The organism is Paenibacillus sp. HGF5 (assembly GCF_000204455.1).
GTDB classification, from domain to species: Bacteria; Bacillota; Bacilli; order Paenibacillales; family Paenibacillaceae; genus Paenibacillus_AQ; species Paenibacillus_AQ lautus_A.
Window position 1 is genome coordinate 33,839 of the sequence record NZ_AEXS01000184.1, and the last position, 13,905, is coordinate 47,743.

At 48.3% G+C, this 13,905-nt stretch carries 15 protein-coding genes and 2 pseudogenes; 1 reads left to right on the forward strand and 16 read right to left on the reverse strand.

Annotated features, from left to right (window positions below; translation table 11 throughout):
• Positions 1 to 73: 73 nt before the first annotated feature.
• From HMPREF9412_RS31450 to HMPREF9412_RS31470, 5 genes and pseudogenes are all read right to left on the reverse strand, one after another.
• Positions 74 to 478, reverse strand: a complete 405-nt coding sequence (locus HMPREF9412_RS31450; RefSeq protein ID WP_009595999.1) for a FixH family protein — start codon at positions 476 to 478, stop codon at positions 74 to 76.
• 293 nt (positions 479 to 771) lie between these two features.
• A pseudogene (locus HMPREF9412_RS31455) lies at positions 772 to 1,565 on the reverse strand (HAD family hydrolase).
• Between the two features lie 43 nt (positions 1,566 to 1,608).
• Positions 1,609 to 2,133 carry a hypothetical protein gene (locus HMPREF9412_RS31460; RefSeq protein WP_009596012.1) on the reverse strand — a complete coding sequence of 175 codons (525 nt, stop codon included), beginning with the start codon at positions 2,131 to 2,133 and terminating at the stop codon, positions 1,609 to 1,611.
• A gap of 158 nt (positions 2,134 to 2,291) precedes the next feature.
• The gene (locus HMPREF9412_RS31465; RefSeq protein WP_009596017.1) at positions 2,292 to 2,498 is read right to left on the reverse strand and encodes a DUF896 domain-containing protein; all 207 of its coding nucleotides are present in this window, start codon (positions 2,496 to 2,498) and stop codon (positions 2,292 to 2,294) included.
• Between the two features lie 291 nt (positions 2,499 to 2,789).
• Positions 2,790 to 3,161, reverse strand: coding sequence for a LysM peptidoglycan-binding domain-containing protein (locus HMPREF9412_RS31470; protein ID WP_009596006.1), 372 nt, complete (start codon positions 3,159 to 3,161; stop codon positions 2,790 to 2,792).
• Between the two features lie 176 nt (positions 3,162 to 3,337).
• On the opposite strand from HMPREF9412_RS31470, the gene lexA reads away from it, so the two are divergent.
• Entirely contained in the window at positions 3,338 to 3,964 is a 627-nt protein-coding gene (lexA, locus tag HMPREF9412_RS31475) for a transcriptional repressor LexA (RefSeq protein WP_009596010.1), read from the forward strand.
• A gap of 68 nt (positions 3,965 to 4,032) precedes the next feature.
• Here lexA and HMPREF9412_RS31480 read toward each other — a convergent pair whose 3' ends face one another.
• The 11 genes and pseudogenes from HMPREF9412_RS31480 to HMPREF9412_RS31890 form a co-directional block, all read right to left on the reverse strand.
• A complete protein-coding gene (locus tag HMPREF9412_RS31480; protein ID WP_009596020.1) occupies positions 4,033 to 4,839 on the reverse strand; it encodes a hypothetical protein in 807 nt (268 codons plus the stop codon).
• Positions 4,832 to 5,344: an RNA polymerase sigma factor gene (locus tag HMPREF9412_RS31485; RefSeq protein WP_441295391.1), complete on the reverse strand. Its 513-nt coding sequence runs from the start codon at positions 5,342 to 5,344 to the stop codon at positions 4,832 to 4,834. Before HMPREF9412_RS31485 ends, HMPREF9412_RS31480 begins: the two co-directional genes overlap by 8 nt.
• Before the next feature lie 166 nt (positions 5,345 to 5,510).
• Positions 5,511 to 6,194: a stalk domain-containing protein gene (locus tag HMPREF9412_RS31490; RefSeq protein WP_036674245.1), complete on the reverse strand. Its 684-nt coding sequence runs from the start codon at positions 6,192 to 6,194 to the stop codon at positions 5,511 to 5,513.
• 215 nt (positions 6,195 to 6,409) lie between these two features.
• Positions 6,410 to 7,738 carry a type I glutamate--ammonia ligase gene (gene glnA / locus HMPREF9412_RS31495; protein ID WP_009596000.1) on the reverse strand — a complete coding sequence of 443 codons (1,329 nt, stop codon included), beginning with the start codon at positions 7,736 to 7,738 and terminating at the stop codon, positions 6,410 to 6,412.
• A gap of 61 nt (positions 7,739 to 7,799) precedes the next feature.
• On the reverse strand, positions 7,800 to 8,210 hold the full coding sequence (locus HMPREF9412_RS31500; protein WP_006209652.1) for a MerR family transcriptional regulator: 411 nt from the start codon (positions 8,208 to 8,210) through the stop codon (positions 7,800 to 7,802).
• Positions 8,211 to 8,291: 81 nt separating this feature from the next.
• The gene (locus HMPREF9412_RS31505) at positions 8,292 to 9,545 is read right to left on the reverse strand and encodes a methionine gamma-lyase family protein (RefSeq protein WP_009595978.1); all 1,254 of its coding nucleotides are present in this window, start codon (positions 9,543 to 9,545) and stop codon (positions 8,292 to 8,294) included.
• A 147-nt stretch (positions 9,546 to 9,692) separates the two neighbouring features.
• On the reverse strand, positions 9,693 to 10,985 hold the full coding sequence (gene hflX / locus HMPREF9412_RS31510) for a GTPase HflX (RefSeq protein WP_009595983.1): 1,293 nt from the start codon (positions 10,983 to 10,985) through the stop codon (positions 9,693 to 9,695).
• A gap of 121 nt (positions 10,986 to 11,106) precedes the next feature.
• The gene (locus HMPREF9412_RS31515; RefSeq protein WP_036674251.1) at positions 11,107 to 12,090 is read right to left on the reverse strand and encodes an AAA family ATPase; all 984 of its coding nucleotides are present in this window, start codon (positions 12,088 to 12,090) and stop codon (positions 11,107 to 11,109) included.
• An 82-nt stretch (positions 12,091 to 12,172) separates the two neighbouring features.
• Positions 12,173 to 12,826: a YdcF family protein gene (locus tag HMPREF9412_RS31520; RefSeq protein ID WP_009595988.1), complete on the reverse strand. Its 654-nt coding sequence runs from the start codon at positions 12,824 to 12,826 to the stop codon at positions 12,173 to 12,175.
• Positions 12,826 to 13,383: a DUF402 domain-containing protein gene (locus HMPREF9412_RS31525; protein ID WP_009596011.1), complete on the reverse strand. Its 558-nt coding sequence runs from the start codon at positions 13,381 to 13,383 to the stop codon at positions 12,826 to 12,828. The genes HMPREF9412_RS31520 and HMPREF9412_RS31525 overlap by 1 nt, the downstream gene beginning before the upstream one ends.
• Before the next feature lie 99 nt (positions 13,384 to 13,482).
• A pseudogene (locus HMPREF9412_RS31890) lies at positions 13,483 to 13,905 on the reverse strand (penicillin-binding protein); the annotation flags it as partial.

Here is a 13,905-nt window from a genome sequence, read left to right on the forward strand (position 1 = left end):
GGAATAAGGCAGCGCATGATCCGCCCAACGGATGGATGCGCTGCCTTATTTATTGGCTGTGTATTGTTGTGTATTACTCGGTTACCGTCAGTTCTTTCAGCGGCATGGAGTGCTGCCCTCTTGCCGTGACATGGGAAACGATGCGATAGGTTCCTGCTTCCTCGAAGGTTTTCTCCATTTTGTAGATCCCGCCTTGATCATGCTTGACCGGAACCTTTGCCTGAACGCCTCCGCCTTCCAGCGTCACTTCGAATTCCACGTCATTTGCATCTTCGACCGGGCTGCCTGCTTGTGTTACCTTCGCTTCGATCAACACTTTCTCCCCTGCCTTAATGCTCTCTGGGGTCAGAGAGAGCTCTACGATAATCGGCTCCGCCATCACATCATCACTGGGTTCCGCCTTGCTGTCATTGCATGCGGCAAGCGCAACCGCCATCAACACCATGGCTGCAATAAAGGCCAACTTTTTCCTGGTCATCCAACCACCTCTTTTACGAATTCATGCTATGTATGATTTATTCACGTAATGGTCCATTCCAAACAGCGTCATTTTCCTAATTCATTATATCGCATTATTCTTTAACTTCTATCTCATGCAGCTTACAATTGTGTGACGTTTGTCACTGCCAACAGCCTCTTTTCTTTCAAATATGGCAACCAACAAAAAACAGCCCCGAATGGCAGCAGCTGCTGCCAGGACTGTTCCTATGTACGCTATTATATCTCGCTAATGTATCTTGTATAGTAGTCGTGAACTCTTAATCACGTCATTTATAAGGACGCCACAATAGCATGCAGCTCGGATAAATGTTTGATCTCATACTTCGGCTGAATGGCCGGATCATGAGGCCGGTCTACTCGATTGATCCAAACCGTATGCAGTCCTGCGGCATTCCCGCCTTTAATATCTGTGGTCAGCTTATCTCCCACCATTACGGCCTGATCCGCCTCGACGCCTAACAGATCAAGTGCATGCTTGAATATGGAAACATCCGGCTTGCCTTTGCCGAAATCACCCGAGATAATAATGTGGTCAAAATAAGGGACCAGTTCGGGAACGCCATCAAGCTTCTCCTGCTGCAAATCCGGACTTCCGTTCGTAAGAAGCAGCAGCTTCACGTTACCCTGCAATTCCTTCAGCACTTCAAAGGTTTCTTCATATACATAAGGTCTTGTTCTGCGTTCCGCCGCAAATTGCGCTGCCAACGTCTCCGCCAACGCTTCATTATCAACGCCAAGGCGATGAAGTCCGCGCCGCCAGGATTCCTTACGATATACGGGAGCCAATTCTTGCAGCTTTCGGAATTCGGGCTGGGATCCTGCCGTAAAATTAGCCCACAAGCCCTCTCAAACGGATTGATTCCGATCATCTTGGTAAAAGCAAAAGTATCATAGGATTCATACAATGCTCTTGCTTCCTCCCGCACCGCGGCCAAAAGCGCGCCGGCATCAACGGCGGTTTCCGCCGCTCCGGCTTGGCATGTCACTTCAAACGCTTCTTCTACACTGCGTTCATCCCATAACAACGTATCGTCCAAATCAAACAAAACCGCAGCAATCGGCATTTCTCTCCCACTCCTCATATACATTGTGATCTACTCTATCGGGTTAGTTGTGCTCCACTGGAATTTGATGAGTTTTTGCGAACTCTTCCAATCTTTCGCCCATGGCTTTGGTATCGTAAAGATTCATCATACGGGAGAACACCCAGTTGCCTGCTTTTCCCTTGCCTTGGATCACGACGGAACCCGAAGCCAATTTGATCTTCTCGATATCGGATACGGCCAGACGGCGTTCCCGGTTGAACTTCATGGTCGACACGGAAGCGCGCTCAATCTTCAAATAAGGCTTGCGGAGAAATATCATGAGCGCCAACAGGATATACAAGCTGACGCCAACCCAATTCAATACATCATTGCTTCCGCCGGCTGCCTGTGAAGTTGCCGTTCCGAGAAGCGCATACAAACCGGCCAATGCAACAAGCACTAACGGAAGTACATACTTACGTCCCTTAAACACGTCATGCTTATCATTAATCGCAGAACCTTGATACGAGGTCAGCCCCTGCTTTTTGCGCTGTTTGTTAAGTTGCGACATATTTTTGCTGACTTTTCTTTCCCATGAACGTGACATTTGGTTCCCCCTGAACTCATATTCAAAATGTTTATAAACCATATAAACTTGGGGTAACCGTAATCGATTCTCCGAATGACCGTTACCCCAAGTATTATTATGCTATCCTTCTATCTGTTCACGGATCCGCTGAATATAATCGTTGAACGGTTAATCGACTAGTGCTTTAATCGCGGGCCGCCTTTTTGTTCGTTTTCATCAACCCATTCAATCGATTCCAGCTGTTGTCTAAAGTTACTGCGAATATTGTTAAGGTATAATTCCCGAAGCTCGGCCCGTTCTTTGAGCTCCTCCTCGGTCAACCCTTCATTCTTCTTCTTTCTTGCTAATACATTGATGCGTTCTACCAAAGTATCGATGTCCATGACTTCTCCTCCAATTTCGATATCATGTATAACTTAAACATGTGAAAAAGAGCTTGTCAAGGCAACTGCGCCCTTGCAAACTCTTCTAAGAACAAATAGGAACATATGATGCGCATAAACGAATACCGTCTATGGGGAGGTAATCTATAGTTATCTATTGTAAACGCGCGATTACGCGTAAATGATTCAATCTGACAAGCAGAATATGATGTGTCATTAAACAGGAAGTAACCAGCAGTATGTGGTGATTATATGGAGTATGAATGCCTATTGGTTAGCAGCAACGCCAAATCACCAAACCGGCAATGACAGCACTTCTCCAGCCTGTATGTCCGGACCCTTCAATCCGTTCATTCTTCGTATGCTATCCAGATATACGCGTGTATCCATATCCGCAGGTTTGTGAAGGGAAGCAATTCGCCACAAGCTATCGCCATATTGAACGATCACCTGCTTCTCTCCAGTCGGCTTCTCTGTCCCCCCGGCAAAAACGGAATATGCACCTGTCCAAAAGATGGCTACAATAAGCAGGGTGAACAGCAATTTATTCAAAGGGATCGAAGCTATCTTCGATTTCAAGTAAATGCCCCAAGTCTTCGATGATTGTTCTGTTACCACCGGAACGTTCTCATAAATGCTGCGGTATGTACTGTATTTCAACATGGAATCATCATCTCCCAAACAAGTGTTCTCTTATGGATTCATCTTAACACGAACACTTGTTTGATTCAATACCCAAAAGAACATTTGTTCTATTTTTATTTTAGAACTTATGTTTGTACGAACGGTAGTTCTATGTTATAATTTTCCCAAACGTTACTAAATGGGGTTGATACGGCATGTCGAAAATATCCAGCCGCCAGCTGGCGATCTTAGAGTTTATCCGCAACGAAGTTCGTAGCAAGGGTTACCCGCCTTCTGTCCGGGAAATCGGCGAGGCTGTCGGACTAGCTTCCAGTTCTACGGTCCATGGTCATCTGGACCGTTTGGAGAAGAAAGGCCTGATCCGCCGTGACCCTACGAAACCAAGAGCGATCGAGCTGCTTGGCCAAGAAGAATCCGAGAGCGCGAATCTGTTTACGCACACCATTGCCAGAGTGCCTGTCGTTGGTAAAGTCACAGCAGGCGTTCCGATTACGGCCATGGAGAACATTGAAGATTATTTCCCGCTCCCGCAGCATTATGTAGGCGACGATAAGGTGTTCATGTTGTCTGTAGTCGGCGACAGTATGATTGAAGCCGGTATTCACAGCGGTGACTACGTCATCGTTCGCCAGCAGCAAACCGCGGACAATGGTGACATTGTCGTAGCAATGACAGAAGAAGATGAAGCAACCGTGAAGACCTTCTACAAGGAGAAGGATCATGTACGATTGCAGCCGGAGAATCCTACCTATGAGCCGCTGCGCTTGAACCATGTAACGATTCTCGGGAAAGTGATCGGTCTCTTCAGGGACGTACACTAATTTCATAGATTTATGAATAAGAGGTTACCTTCCTTATTTGGATGGTAACCTCTTTTTTAGGACATGCACTAGAACGTTCCGATCTTACGCAACACTAGAACTAACGCATTTTGCCTAAGATCTAATTGATACATTCTTTCAGAAACATAATCCGTCGAACCTTCGCCTCCCGGTCCCTCGGTGGACTGCAGAACAAGCTTATTCTCCTTTACCTCGGGAGCCGTACCTGGTCTATAATATGAAAAGTAGGATACCAAGGACTCATCCTGAAATCGGAGCTGGACGGCTTTACCCGTTTCATGCTCTACGGCGAACGCATAGATTTGTATGCCATGACAGTCCCTATATTGCGGTGCGAGTATAAATACGTCGGCAGCTTGAAACGGCAGGCGAATCATATCAACCGGAGCAGATGTCGGTTGAATAAATGTAAGACCCTCCAGCGTAGTGACTTCATTTGTAACTTGGTTAGTACTATACTGCACGCTGTAGTTTCCGGTAAACGACCGATCCGTTTCGATACCGAAGCAGCTCGGCGCACCCAATGTCGTTATTTTTTCCTGTCCAACTGCAATAACGTTTAACCTTCCTTCATCCGTTACGCCTTGTGCCCGGATTGTCTCCTCCCTACCAGGAGGCATAGTCCCTCCTCTCTCTTGTTCCTCACTGCCAAAAGGCAATTGAAAGGCAATTAAAATAATCAGAAGCATAAACCCGCCAGCTAATCCAACTTGTAAGTATTTTCGACGTTTAGGTTTGCTGTAAGTGAAAATCACGGACCTATGCACGTTTTCTTTCATTACGGACGTGAACTTTTCATTTGAAAAAGGAGCTTTTTTAGCACGGTTGTACCAGTCTGGTTTATCCTCACTCATCGTTCTTCTCCTTCATTAAGTTTTGTACTTGTTTCCTGGCCCGATGCAATCTGGATTTTACGGTGCCTGTCGCAATATGAAGCAGCTCCGCAATTTCATGCATCGGCATTTCATAGTATAGGTCCAGCACCAACACTTCCCTAAGCTTGCTCGGCAAAGTCATAATCATTGCCCATATTTCATCCGTATACTGCTCGTCCAAATATTCCGCTTCCGCTGACCGGCTTGACGAACTGGCGGTAAGCTTGTCTTTAAGGATGACTTTCCGAAAGAAAAAAGCCTGTTTGTACCGGAACGCCGTATGTCGCGTGATCGTAAGCAGCCACGTTTTCAGCGTCGCCTGACCGCGAAAGGTATGTATGCCGTAATAGGCCTTAATAAAGGCTTCTTGTGCAATATCGTCTGCCAAGGCATGCTGTTTGGTCAAAAAATACGCATAATTCCACACATCATTTCCATATTCATTCATGATTTTATCCAGCGTCTGGCTGTCCATGGCCGTCATCTGCTTCAAGTATTCGAGCTCCAACCGATTCACCTCATCTAATTAGAGTCATGGAAGCGGGTAAAGGTTCCTTTTTTCGTAAAACAAAAAAGAATCTTCCCGTAGGTAAGGGAAGATTCTTTATGGACTAATATTAGTGCGTGACTGAACTGATTCTGTAGAATAATTATTTATATGTACCTGTCAGGAATATAGTGTCATCCCCTGTTATATCTTTCTGAAATTTCACATTTACTTCAATTTGGTTTGCATCTTTAATATCAATAACGATATGCTGTCCAATATCTTTAGGCGACAGCATAAGTTCTTTTATCTTTGTCTTGCCATTATATATCGTTACTGAGATATCATTACGGATATTAATCGGTAACAACGAAAGATCTAGTACTTTATATTTTCCTTTTGGTTCAAGAATGATCGTTTTTTCAGAATTATTAATTTCTCTCATTACGATACCAGAACCGTAATCTTTTCCATTATGTTCGGTGTACTGCTTATCTCTTGTGGTAAAGGAAGTACTATTAATCTTGATTCCTTCTTTAGTTATAATTGTTGTATCTGGTTTTTCTCCGATAATAATTTTTTGATTCTTGCTATCATATTCAACGACAGAGCCAAGTGCCTCGGAGATAGCTTTTACAGGGATATAATTTGAGTTGTTGTATGTAATTGTTGCAAGTTTTTTTCCTGATTGATCTTTTGGAACCCAATCTTCACCATTAACCTCATATTTAATTCCCCAATTTAAATTTGCACTTATTTTTTCTAGTGCAGGAGCAGCTCCTACCCCTATTGTCATTCCTCCTAACATTGTTGCCGCTGAGAGTAATAGAATATATTTCTTTTTCATCACCTGAACCTCCTATATATTGGAATTCAAGTTATATTGTAAGTGACTTCATAGATGAATTCAATCACATAAAAACAATAGAGTGTCGTCTTAAAGACCTTAGCGGCTAAAAATTATATTACCTGAATTGTTGTTCAAACACGTAAGCTAAAAGCGTACTTACGGTTTAGACAAATAAAAACCCCTCACGCCTTACGGCGCAAGGGATTCCTCTATTAATACATTGTAATGTACTGATCGCGTTCCCATTGGTGAACTTGCGTTCTATACATATCCCATTCGATCTCTTTCAGCTCGTAGAAGTGAGCCAGGGCATGGTCACCGAGTGCATCGGAAATGACTTCACTGCGGATCAATTCGTTAAGCGCTTCTTTCAGGTTTGCCGGCAAGCTTGGGATGCCTTCCTCAATGCGCTCTTCTTCCGTCATCACGTAGATGTTGCGGTCGATCGGTGCCGGAAGCGACAGCTCACGCTTAACGCCGTCCAAGCCAGCTTTCAGCATGACAGCCAGAGCCAGATACGGATTCGCAGCCGGATCCGGGTTACGCACTTCGATGCGCGTGCTCAGACCGCGGGATGCTGGAATACGAATCATCGGGCTGCGGTTACTTGCAGACCATGCCACGTAGCAAGGTGCTTCGTAACCAGGCACGAGACGTTTGTACGAGTTCACCGTCGGGTTCGTGATCGCAGCAAACGCGCGTGCGTGCTTAAGAATACCCGCCATATAGTTCCGAGCCGTTACGCTCAGGCCAAGCTCGTCGCTCTCATCAACGAACGCGTTCTCGCTGCCTTTGAAGAGCGATTGGTTGCAGTGCATGCCGGAGCCGTTTACGCCGAATAGCGGTTTTGGCATAAACGTTGCGATCAGACCATGCTGACGAGCGATCGTCTTAACAACCAATTTAAAGGTTTGAATCTGGTCAGCCGCTTTGATCGCATCTGCGTACTTGAAGTCGATTTCGTGCTGGCCAGGCGCAACCTCGTGGTGAGAAGCTTCGATTTCGAAGCCCATCTCTTCCAGCGTCAGCACGATGTCACGGCGGCAGTTCTCGCCGAGATCCGTAGGCGCCAGGTCAAAGTATCCGCCCTGGTCATTCAGCTCCATGGTCGGATTGCCTTTTTCGTCGGTTTTGAACAGGAAGAATTCCGGCTCCGGACCGACATTCATGGAAGTGAAGCCCATCTCTTCGGCTTCCTTCAGTGCTCTCTTCAGAATGCCGCGCGGATCTCCCGCAAATGGGGTGCCGTCCGGCATGTAAACATCACAGATCAGACGTGCGACGCGATCCTCGGATACCCAAGGGAAGATCATGAAGGTATCCAGATCCGGGTACAGGTACATATCGGATTCCTCGATACGCACATACCCTTCGATGGAAGAACCGTCAAACATCATTTTATTATCAAGCGCTTTAGGCAGCTGGCTTACCGGAATTTCAACGTTTTTGATCGTTCCCAGCAAATCTGTAAATTGCAAGCGGATAAATCGAACATTTTCTTCTTTGGCGATGCGTAGAATGTCCTCTCTGGTATAACTCACTTTATCCTCTCCTTTTTAAATAAAAAACTAGACTCCATGAAGAATGACAGCATGGCAATCCTTATTTATTAAAAAACCGGGATAATTCCCCTTGAATCAATGAAACCTGACCCGGTCTTTTAGCGGTAATCAATTCCTGCTTCAGCAAACGGCGCAGCTGCGACTCCGACATCTCACGGCGTCTGTTCTCCGTATCCGGCGTAATGACGGTAGCCTCTTCGGACTCTTTCGTGACCGGGTTCATGACTTGTTTAATGCCGGCAATGTTCACGCCTTTTTCAATCAAAGCCTTAATCTCTAGCAGTCGCTCCACATCATTGAAGGAAAACAGGCGTTGGTTGCCCGACGTACGGGCTGGGACAATTAAATTATGCTGCTCATAATAGCGAATTTGTCTGGCAGATAGATCCGTCAGCTTCATAACAATGCCTATCGGAAATAACGCCATATTCCTCCGAATCTCATCACCCATATCTCATCAACCTTCCAAGTGGTTATTCTGATCCTATTGTACATTTCCTGATCAGCCACGTCAACCGCATGTAAGGATAACTTACAATAGTTTACGATCTTTCATGCTTTGGAGTGCCATAAGTACCCCATATTTAACATGAGAATACGTCAAACCACCCTGCATGTAGCCGATATATGGTGAACGGATAGGCGCATCCGCGGACAATTCCAGGCTTCCTCCCTGAATGAACGTGCCTGCCGCCATGATCACCGGATGCTCATATCCCGGCATATCCCAAGGTTCGGGAACCACATGGCTGTCCACGGCAGCGGCCCGTTGAATCCCTTGAACAAAAGCGATCAGATGTTCCGCTCCGCTAAAAGATACCGCCTGGATCAAATCGGTACGCTCATCCTGCCAGCCCGGCTTGGTCGTAAATCCCACGGCTTCAAACATCGCGGCGGCATAGACGCTTCCCTTGATGGCTTGCCCGACGGTGGAAGGTGCCAGGAATAAGCCCTGATAGATTCCTCGGGTTGTTCCCAGCATAGCCCCGACTTCACGTCCGATTCCGGGAGCAGTCAGACGATACGCCGCCTGCTCGACATAGGCTGCTTTGCCGCATATGTAGCCGCCGGTTTCGGCAATGCCTCCGCCAGGATTTTTGATTAGAGAACCCGCCATCAGATCAACGCCGACCTCCGTCGGTTCCAGACGCTCCGTAAACTCACCGTAGCAGTTATCCACAAACACGATTACATCCTCGCGAATGGACCGTATACGGCTAACCATCTCGCCAATCTGGGCAACGGTAAACGAAGACCGCCAATCATATCCCCGGGAACGCTGGATACCGATAACTTTCGTTGAAGGCGCGATGGCACTCTCGACCTGCTCCCAATCAATGTCCCCTTGTTCTGTCAGCGCCACCTCACGATAGCCGATACCGAAATCGCGCAGCGATCCGGTGCCGTCCCCGGGCTCGCCAATGACTTTATGCAGCGTGTCGTAGGGACGTCCTGTAATGTAAAGCAGCTCATCCCCCGGTCTTAATACACCGAACAAGGCCGTCGAGATCGTATGGGTTCCCGAAGCAAAATGGGGCCGGACCAGGGCCGATTCGGCTCTGAATACGTCAGCGTAAACTTCATCCAGCACTTCACGGCCACGATCATTATAGGCATAGCCGGTGGAACCCGCAAAATGGAAATCACTCACCTGAAACTTCTGGAAAGCATCGATGACCTTCCACTGATTAAAATCAACAATGGTGTCAATCTCCCGTATACGCCGACTGATTTTGGACTCAATCTCACTGCTCAATTCAAGTATATCTTGCGAAAATCTTGCCATGACGAACTGCTCTCTCCTCTTGTACACATGATGTCTCACATCTTAACACATATTTTTGTTACATAGAACTCATCAACGTTTCAAAACCGCCCTGAACACGCAATATAAGCCCCTGAACAGGGGCTTATGCGCATTTAATACTTATGCTTAAGATCCATTCTGAACGTAATCATGAAGCAAATAACCCATCTTTTCATAATCCGCTTTATTGATCCGAACCTCATAGAGGATATCATTCTCGTCAAAAGACTGCTCCAGCACGTCTCCGACCCGGTATACGACCGAGTTCAAATCGCCGCGGTCGGCCGGAATCCGGAACGTGACGTTGCCTCCGGAGAGCCGGTCCTGAATCGCTTCGCGGACCGATTCCAAATCCTCATCAACGTACGCGCTGATCTTTAAGTGCCCCTCTCCCGTCGGCAGCATTTCCAGTTGGCCCGGCTCACATGCATCCTTTTTGTTAAACAGGACGATTTGAGGTTTATCGGCGGCTCCCAAATCCTGAAGAATGGACTGAACCACTGCCATCTGTTCGTCCCGCATAGGTGAAGAAGCATCCACGACATGAAGGATCAGATCGGCTTCGTTGGCTTCTTCCAGCGTCGCACGGAACGCAGCCACCAGATCATGGGGAAGATTCTGTATGAATCCTACGGTATCCGTAAGCACGACTTCTTTGCCGCTTGGCAGCTCCAGCACGCGCGAAGTGGGATCCAGCGTCGCAAACAATTGATTTTCGATGTAAACGTCCGCGGCCGTTAACCGATTCAACAAAGTCGATTTGCCGGCATTGGTGTAACCGACAAGCGCAATCTGCACGGCCCCGCTCTTCTTTCGGCGTTCCCGATGGAGCGTCCGGTGTCGGGTGACTTCATCCAGCTGCCGCTTCAGGTCGCTGATTCTGTCGCGAATATGCCTGCGGTCGGTTTCGAGCTTGCTCTCCCCCGGTCCGCGCGTCCCGATTCCCGCTCCGAGCCTGGACAGATTTTTGCCATGTCCCGATAACCTCGGGAGCAGGTACGTAAGCTGGGCCAGCTCCACCTGGATGATTCCCTCACGCGTTTTCGCCCGCTGCGCGAAAATGTCCAGAATCAATTGAGTCCGGTCGATAATCTTGACATCAAGCGATTCTTCCAGATTTCGAACCTGCGCCCCGGATAATTCCTGGTCGAATATGGCCGTGGTTGCGCCTAATCCATCAATCGCCATGCGCAGCTCTTCGACTTTCCCTTTGCCGATGAACCACTTGGAATCCGGCACTTCCCTATTTTGCGTAATAACATCCAGCACCTCTACTCCAGCGGTTTCGGCCAACTGAACCAGCTCCTGCAGCGAGTGTTCCGGATTAATTCCGGTGCGTTTAACCGCGTCCGTTACCAAACTGACCAGAACGGCTTTATCTTCGATCTCTGTCCGGGTATCATGCGTTATATTTGTCATATAGCCAACTCCTTCTAACGATACGTCTCCTAATTTAACTAACCGCTGCTGCCTGCAATAAACATTATGATCCAAAGAAAGCAGCGTTACCCATTCATTATGTTCGAAGACAAGCTTAAAATCATTGTAATTTTCCGTTTAACTTAAAGTCCTCCGGCCGCAGGGTCATAAGCTCCAGCTTGCCCGGGTTGCCCGTTACGTATTGATTCAACAGCCGAACCGATTGATTCCTTATCGATTTCTCGATCACATTCCGTACATAACGCGCGTTGCTGAAGGCGTGCAGCCCGTGTTCCTTCTCAAGCTGCAGGTGATCCTTCAGCTTGCTCAGCGACTGCGGCATCAAGATGTAGTCTCTCTCCTTCGCCATCAGCTCCGAAATCTGGATCAATTGATCCAGATTGTAGTCCGGGAAGTCCATCTGGATCGGAAAACGGGAATGCAAACCGGGATTCGTATCCATAAAAAAATCAATCTCGTCGCTGTAACCCGCCAGAATAAGAATGAACTGGTTTTTATGATCCTCCATGGCTTTGACAAGTGTATCGATCGCTTCCTTGCCAAAATCCTTCTCGCCCCCGCGCGCGAGGCTGTAGGCCTCGTCGATGAACAAAATGCCACCCAACGCCTTCTTGACCAGTTCCCTGGTCTTTTGTGCCGTGTGGCCGATATATTCGCCTACGAGGTCCGCCCGCTCCACTTCGACCAGGTGGCCCTTATTCAGCACGCCCATCTTCTGAAACAGCTTCGCCACGATGCGGGCGACCGTCGTTTTGCCCGTACCGGGATTTCCCTTGAAAATCATATGGTATACATGACCGCCGCTTAATAAGCCTGCTTCCGAACGCATCTGGGCTACTTGAAGCAGAGCATAGATTTCAAACACCAGGTCCTTGATCTGTTCGAGACCTACCAGCTGATCCAGCTCTTTTTGTATTTCTTGGAATAGACTGTGCTGGGAAACAGGGTTCGGCGAAGGGGCCGGTTCGCGTTCCGGAACCGCACTGCTGATGAGTGGGGGTTCCGCGCTGCGGAGCACGACATTTATCTGCCGGGATGGCCGTCCTTCAGATCGGCCGTTAGCGGCCGTTACACGCCCGTTCATTGCTCCTCACCTCTTTATCCAAAGGGCTGACTATCTATTCCAATGTATTCTATTTACAGCCTGCTTATTAGAAGTTTCGTCCTCATAGGACACCCATGGCGATCAACAGCCGATCGGCCGTCCATTTCGTATAAGCCAGCACTTCCCGGGACTTGTGCTTGGCCATGGGCAGAACGGTAGATTCCGTCAGCGACATCGAGGGTTGATCGTAGCCAAGGGCCGTTGCGACCTCCATGGCCCTCGTCCCGTGATAATCATGGGTTACAATGATAGCGGTGTTCCACCCGTGCTCCTCCATGATCGCTTGGCTGTATAGCAAATTCTCGTAAGTGCTCGTAGCTTCGTTCTCAAGGAAGATTCGTTCTTCGGGCACCCCTGCCTCGACCAGGAAGTTTCTCATCCCCTCAGCTTCGGTATAGTTATACTCCGGTTTATCCAGACCGCCTGTAACAATGAAGGTATCGAATCGACCGGCATTATATTCAACCAGCGCATGCTCAAGGCGTTCGCGAAGGCCGGGACTTGGTTGATCTCCCCACATGGAGGCGCCCAAAATGATGCCGACGTCCGCATTCTCCGCCGGTCTGCTGACGGCGCTTTCGATTTTCCAATACGCATAACCTGACCAAAAAACTCCGAGAACGACGAGCGAGAGCAGGGTGTAGATCCCTCGCCGATACCATGCTCTCTTTCTTGTGCCTGCGGTCGGCAGGCCTTTATGTATTTCCTGACGCATTATTTCTTCCTCCTGAACTCTCCGTTATGAAATAACTGGTCGCGATGCTTCAGCGACATCATAAAGTAAGGAAATTCATGTGCGTCGATGGCCCGAAGCAAGTTTCGTGCAGTCACCTTGGCAAGCCTGTAATCATCCCGGGTAATATCATTCCGGCGCAGGGCATCCTCAAGCTCATCTTCATCCAGCAAAAACACTTCGCCATTCTTGACGACCACAACGTCCAGGTATAGATCGTCAAACCATGGGACGCCCTGATCGGTTACACCTTGCTTCTTGCAAATATCGATATACCATTGAACAATATTCCGCTTGTCGTCAAACATGGCCGTAACGATGAAATGGCTGTCCTTCGGATAATACTGCAGCCATGAATAGCCTTTGTCCGCGATTCGGTAAGTATGACGGCCATATGTCTTCCACAACGGTTCTTTCAGGCCATAGATGGTATATAACGTGAGATACCCTGTAAATTGCTCACATTCCACATACCGGGAAGTGAAGTGTCGGCGGGTGATACGGCGCCAATTCGCCCGATCTCCGAATTTACGTTTCATGGAACTTTTCCTCCCCATTCGTATTCCCAGCTTACCACATTTGGGTAACACACTCAAAACAAAGAAGCCTCCGCAATCATGCGGAGGCTTCTGAATTTATTATGGGCTGTCTTGGGACTGGTCAGGCGCGTTCGCCGGATCCGACGGATCCACGATCGTTCCCGGAACCGTAGGGATATTGCCGCTATCCGTGTCGGTTCCTCCCGTGCCACCGTCACCGGTGCTCGTTCCATCTCCTGAGCCATCCGTTCCGTCGCCGGGATTCTGGCCATCCTGACCGTTCCCAGCTCCGTTTCCATTGTCAGGCGGAGTCGATCCGTTTCCGTTTCCATTCCCATGGCCTTCGCCATTGCCATTGCCCGGTTCGCCCGAACCGTTGCCATTCCCGTTACCATTTCCGTTGCCGTTCCCATTCTCATTACCCGGCATCTCGTTCCCTTCCCCGTTCTCACCTTCATCCACCGGAGGCGGTTCTTGAGTGTCTCCCGGATCCGGTTCCAGATCCTCAGGCGGCAATTCCTC

Excerpts from the sequence above, each read along its gene's own strand:
- HMPREF9412_RS31520 (WP_009595988.1), bottom strand. The coding sequence starts at position 12,826 with ATGCGTCAGGAAATACATAAAGGCCTGCCGACCGCAGGCACAAGAAAG.
- hflX (WP_009595983.1), bottom strand. The coding sequence starts at position 10,985 with ATGACAAATATAACGCATGATACCCGGACAGAGATCGAAGATAAAGCC.
- HMPREF9412_RS31500 (WP_006209652.1), bottom strand. The coding sequence starts at position 8,210 with ATGGGTGATGAGATTCGGAGGAATATGGCGTTATTTCCGATAGGCATT.
- HMPREF9412_RS31470 (WP_009596006.1), bottom strand. The coding sequence starts at position 3,161 with ATGTTGAAATACAGTACATACCGCAGCATTTATGAGAACGTTCCGGTG.
- HMPREF9412_RS31515 (WP_036674251.1), bottom strand. The coding sequence starts at position 12,090 with ATGAACGGGCGTGTAACGGCCGCTAACGGCCGATCTGAAGGACGGCCA.
- HMPREF9412_RS31505 (WP_009595978.1), bottom strand. The coding sequence starts at position 9,545 with ATGGCAAGATTTTCGCAAGATATACTTGAATTGAGCAGTGAGATTGAG.
- HMPREF9412_RS31450 (WP_009595999.1), bottom strand. The coding sequence starts at position 478 with ATGACCAGGAAAAAGTTGGCCTTTATTGCAGCCATGGTGTTGATGGCG.
- lexA (WP_009596010.1), top strand. The coding sequence starts at position 3,338 with ATGTCGAAAATATCCAGCCGCCAGCTGGCGATCTTAGAGTTTATCCGC.
- HMPREF9412_RS31465 (WP_009596017.1), bottom strand. The coding sequence starts at position 2,498 with ATGGACATCGATACTTTGGTAGAACGCATCAATGTATTAGCAAGAAAG.
- HMPREF9412_RS31525 (WP_009596011.1), bottom strand. The coding sequence starts at position 13,383 with ATGAAACGTAAATTCGGAGATCGGGCGAATTGGCGCCGTATCACCCGC.
- HMPREF9412_RS31460 (WP_009596012.1), bottom strand. The coding sequence starts at position 2,133 with ATGTCACGTTCATGGGAAAGAAAAGTCAGCAAAAATATGTCGCAACTT.
- HMPREF9412_RS31490 (WP_036674245.1), bottom strand. The coding sequence starts at position 6,194 with ATGAAAAAGAAATATATTCTATTACTCTCAGCGGCAACAATGTTAGGA.
- HMPREF9412_RS31480 (WP_009596020.1), bottom strand. The coding sequence starts at position 4,839 with ATGAGTGAGGATAAACCAGACTGGTACAACCGTGCTAAAAAAGCTCCT.
- HMPREF9412_RS31485 (WP_441295391.1), bottom strand. The coding sequence starts at position 5,344 with ATGACGGCCATGGACAGCCAGACGCTGGATAAAATCATGAATGAATAT.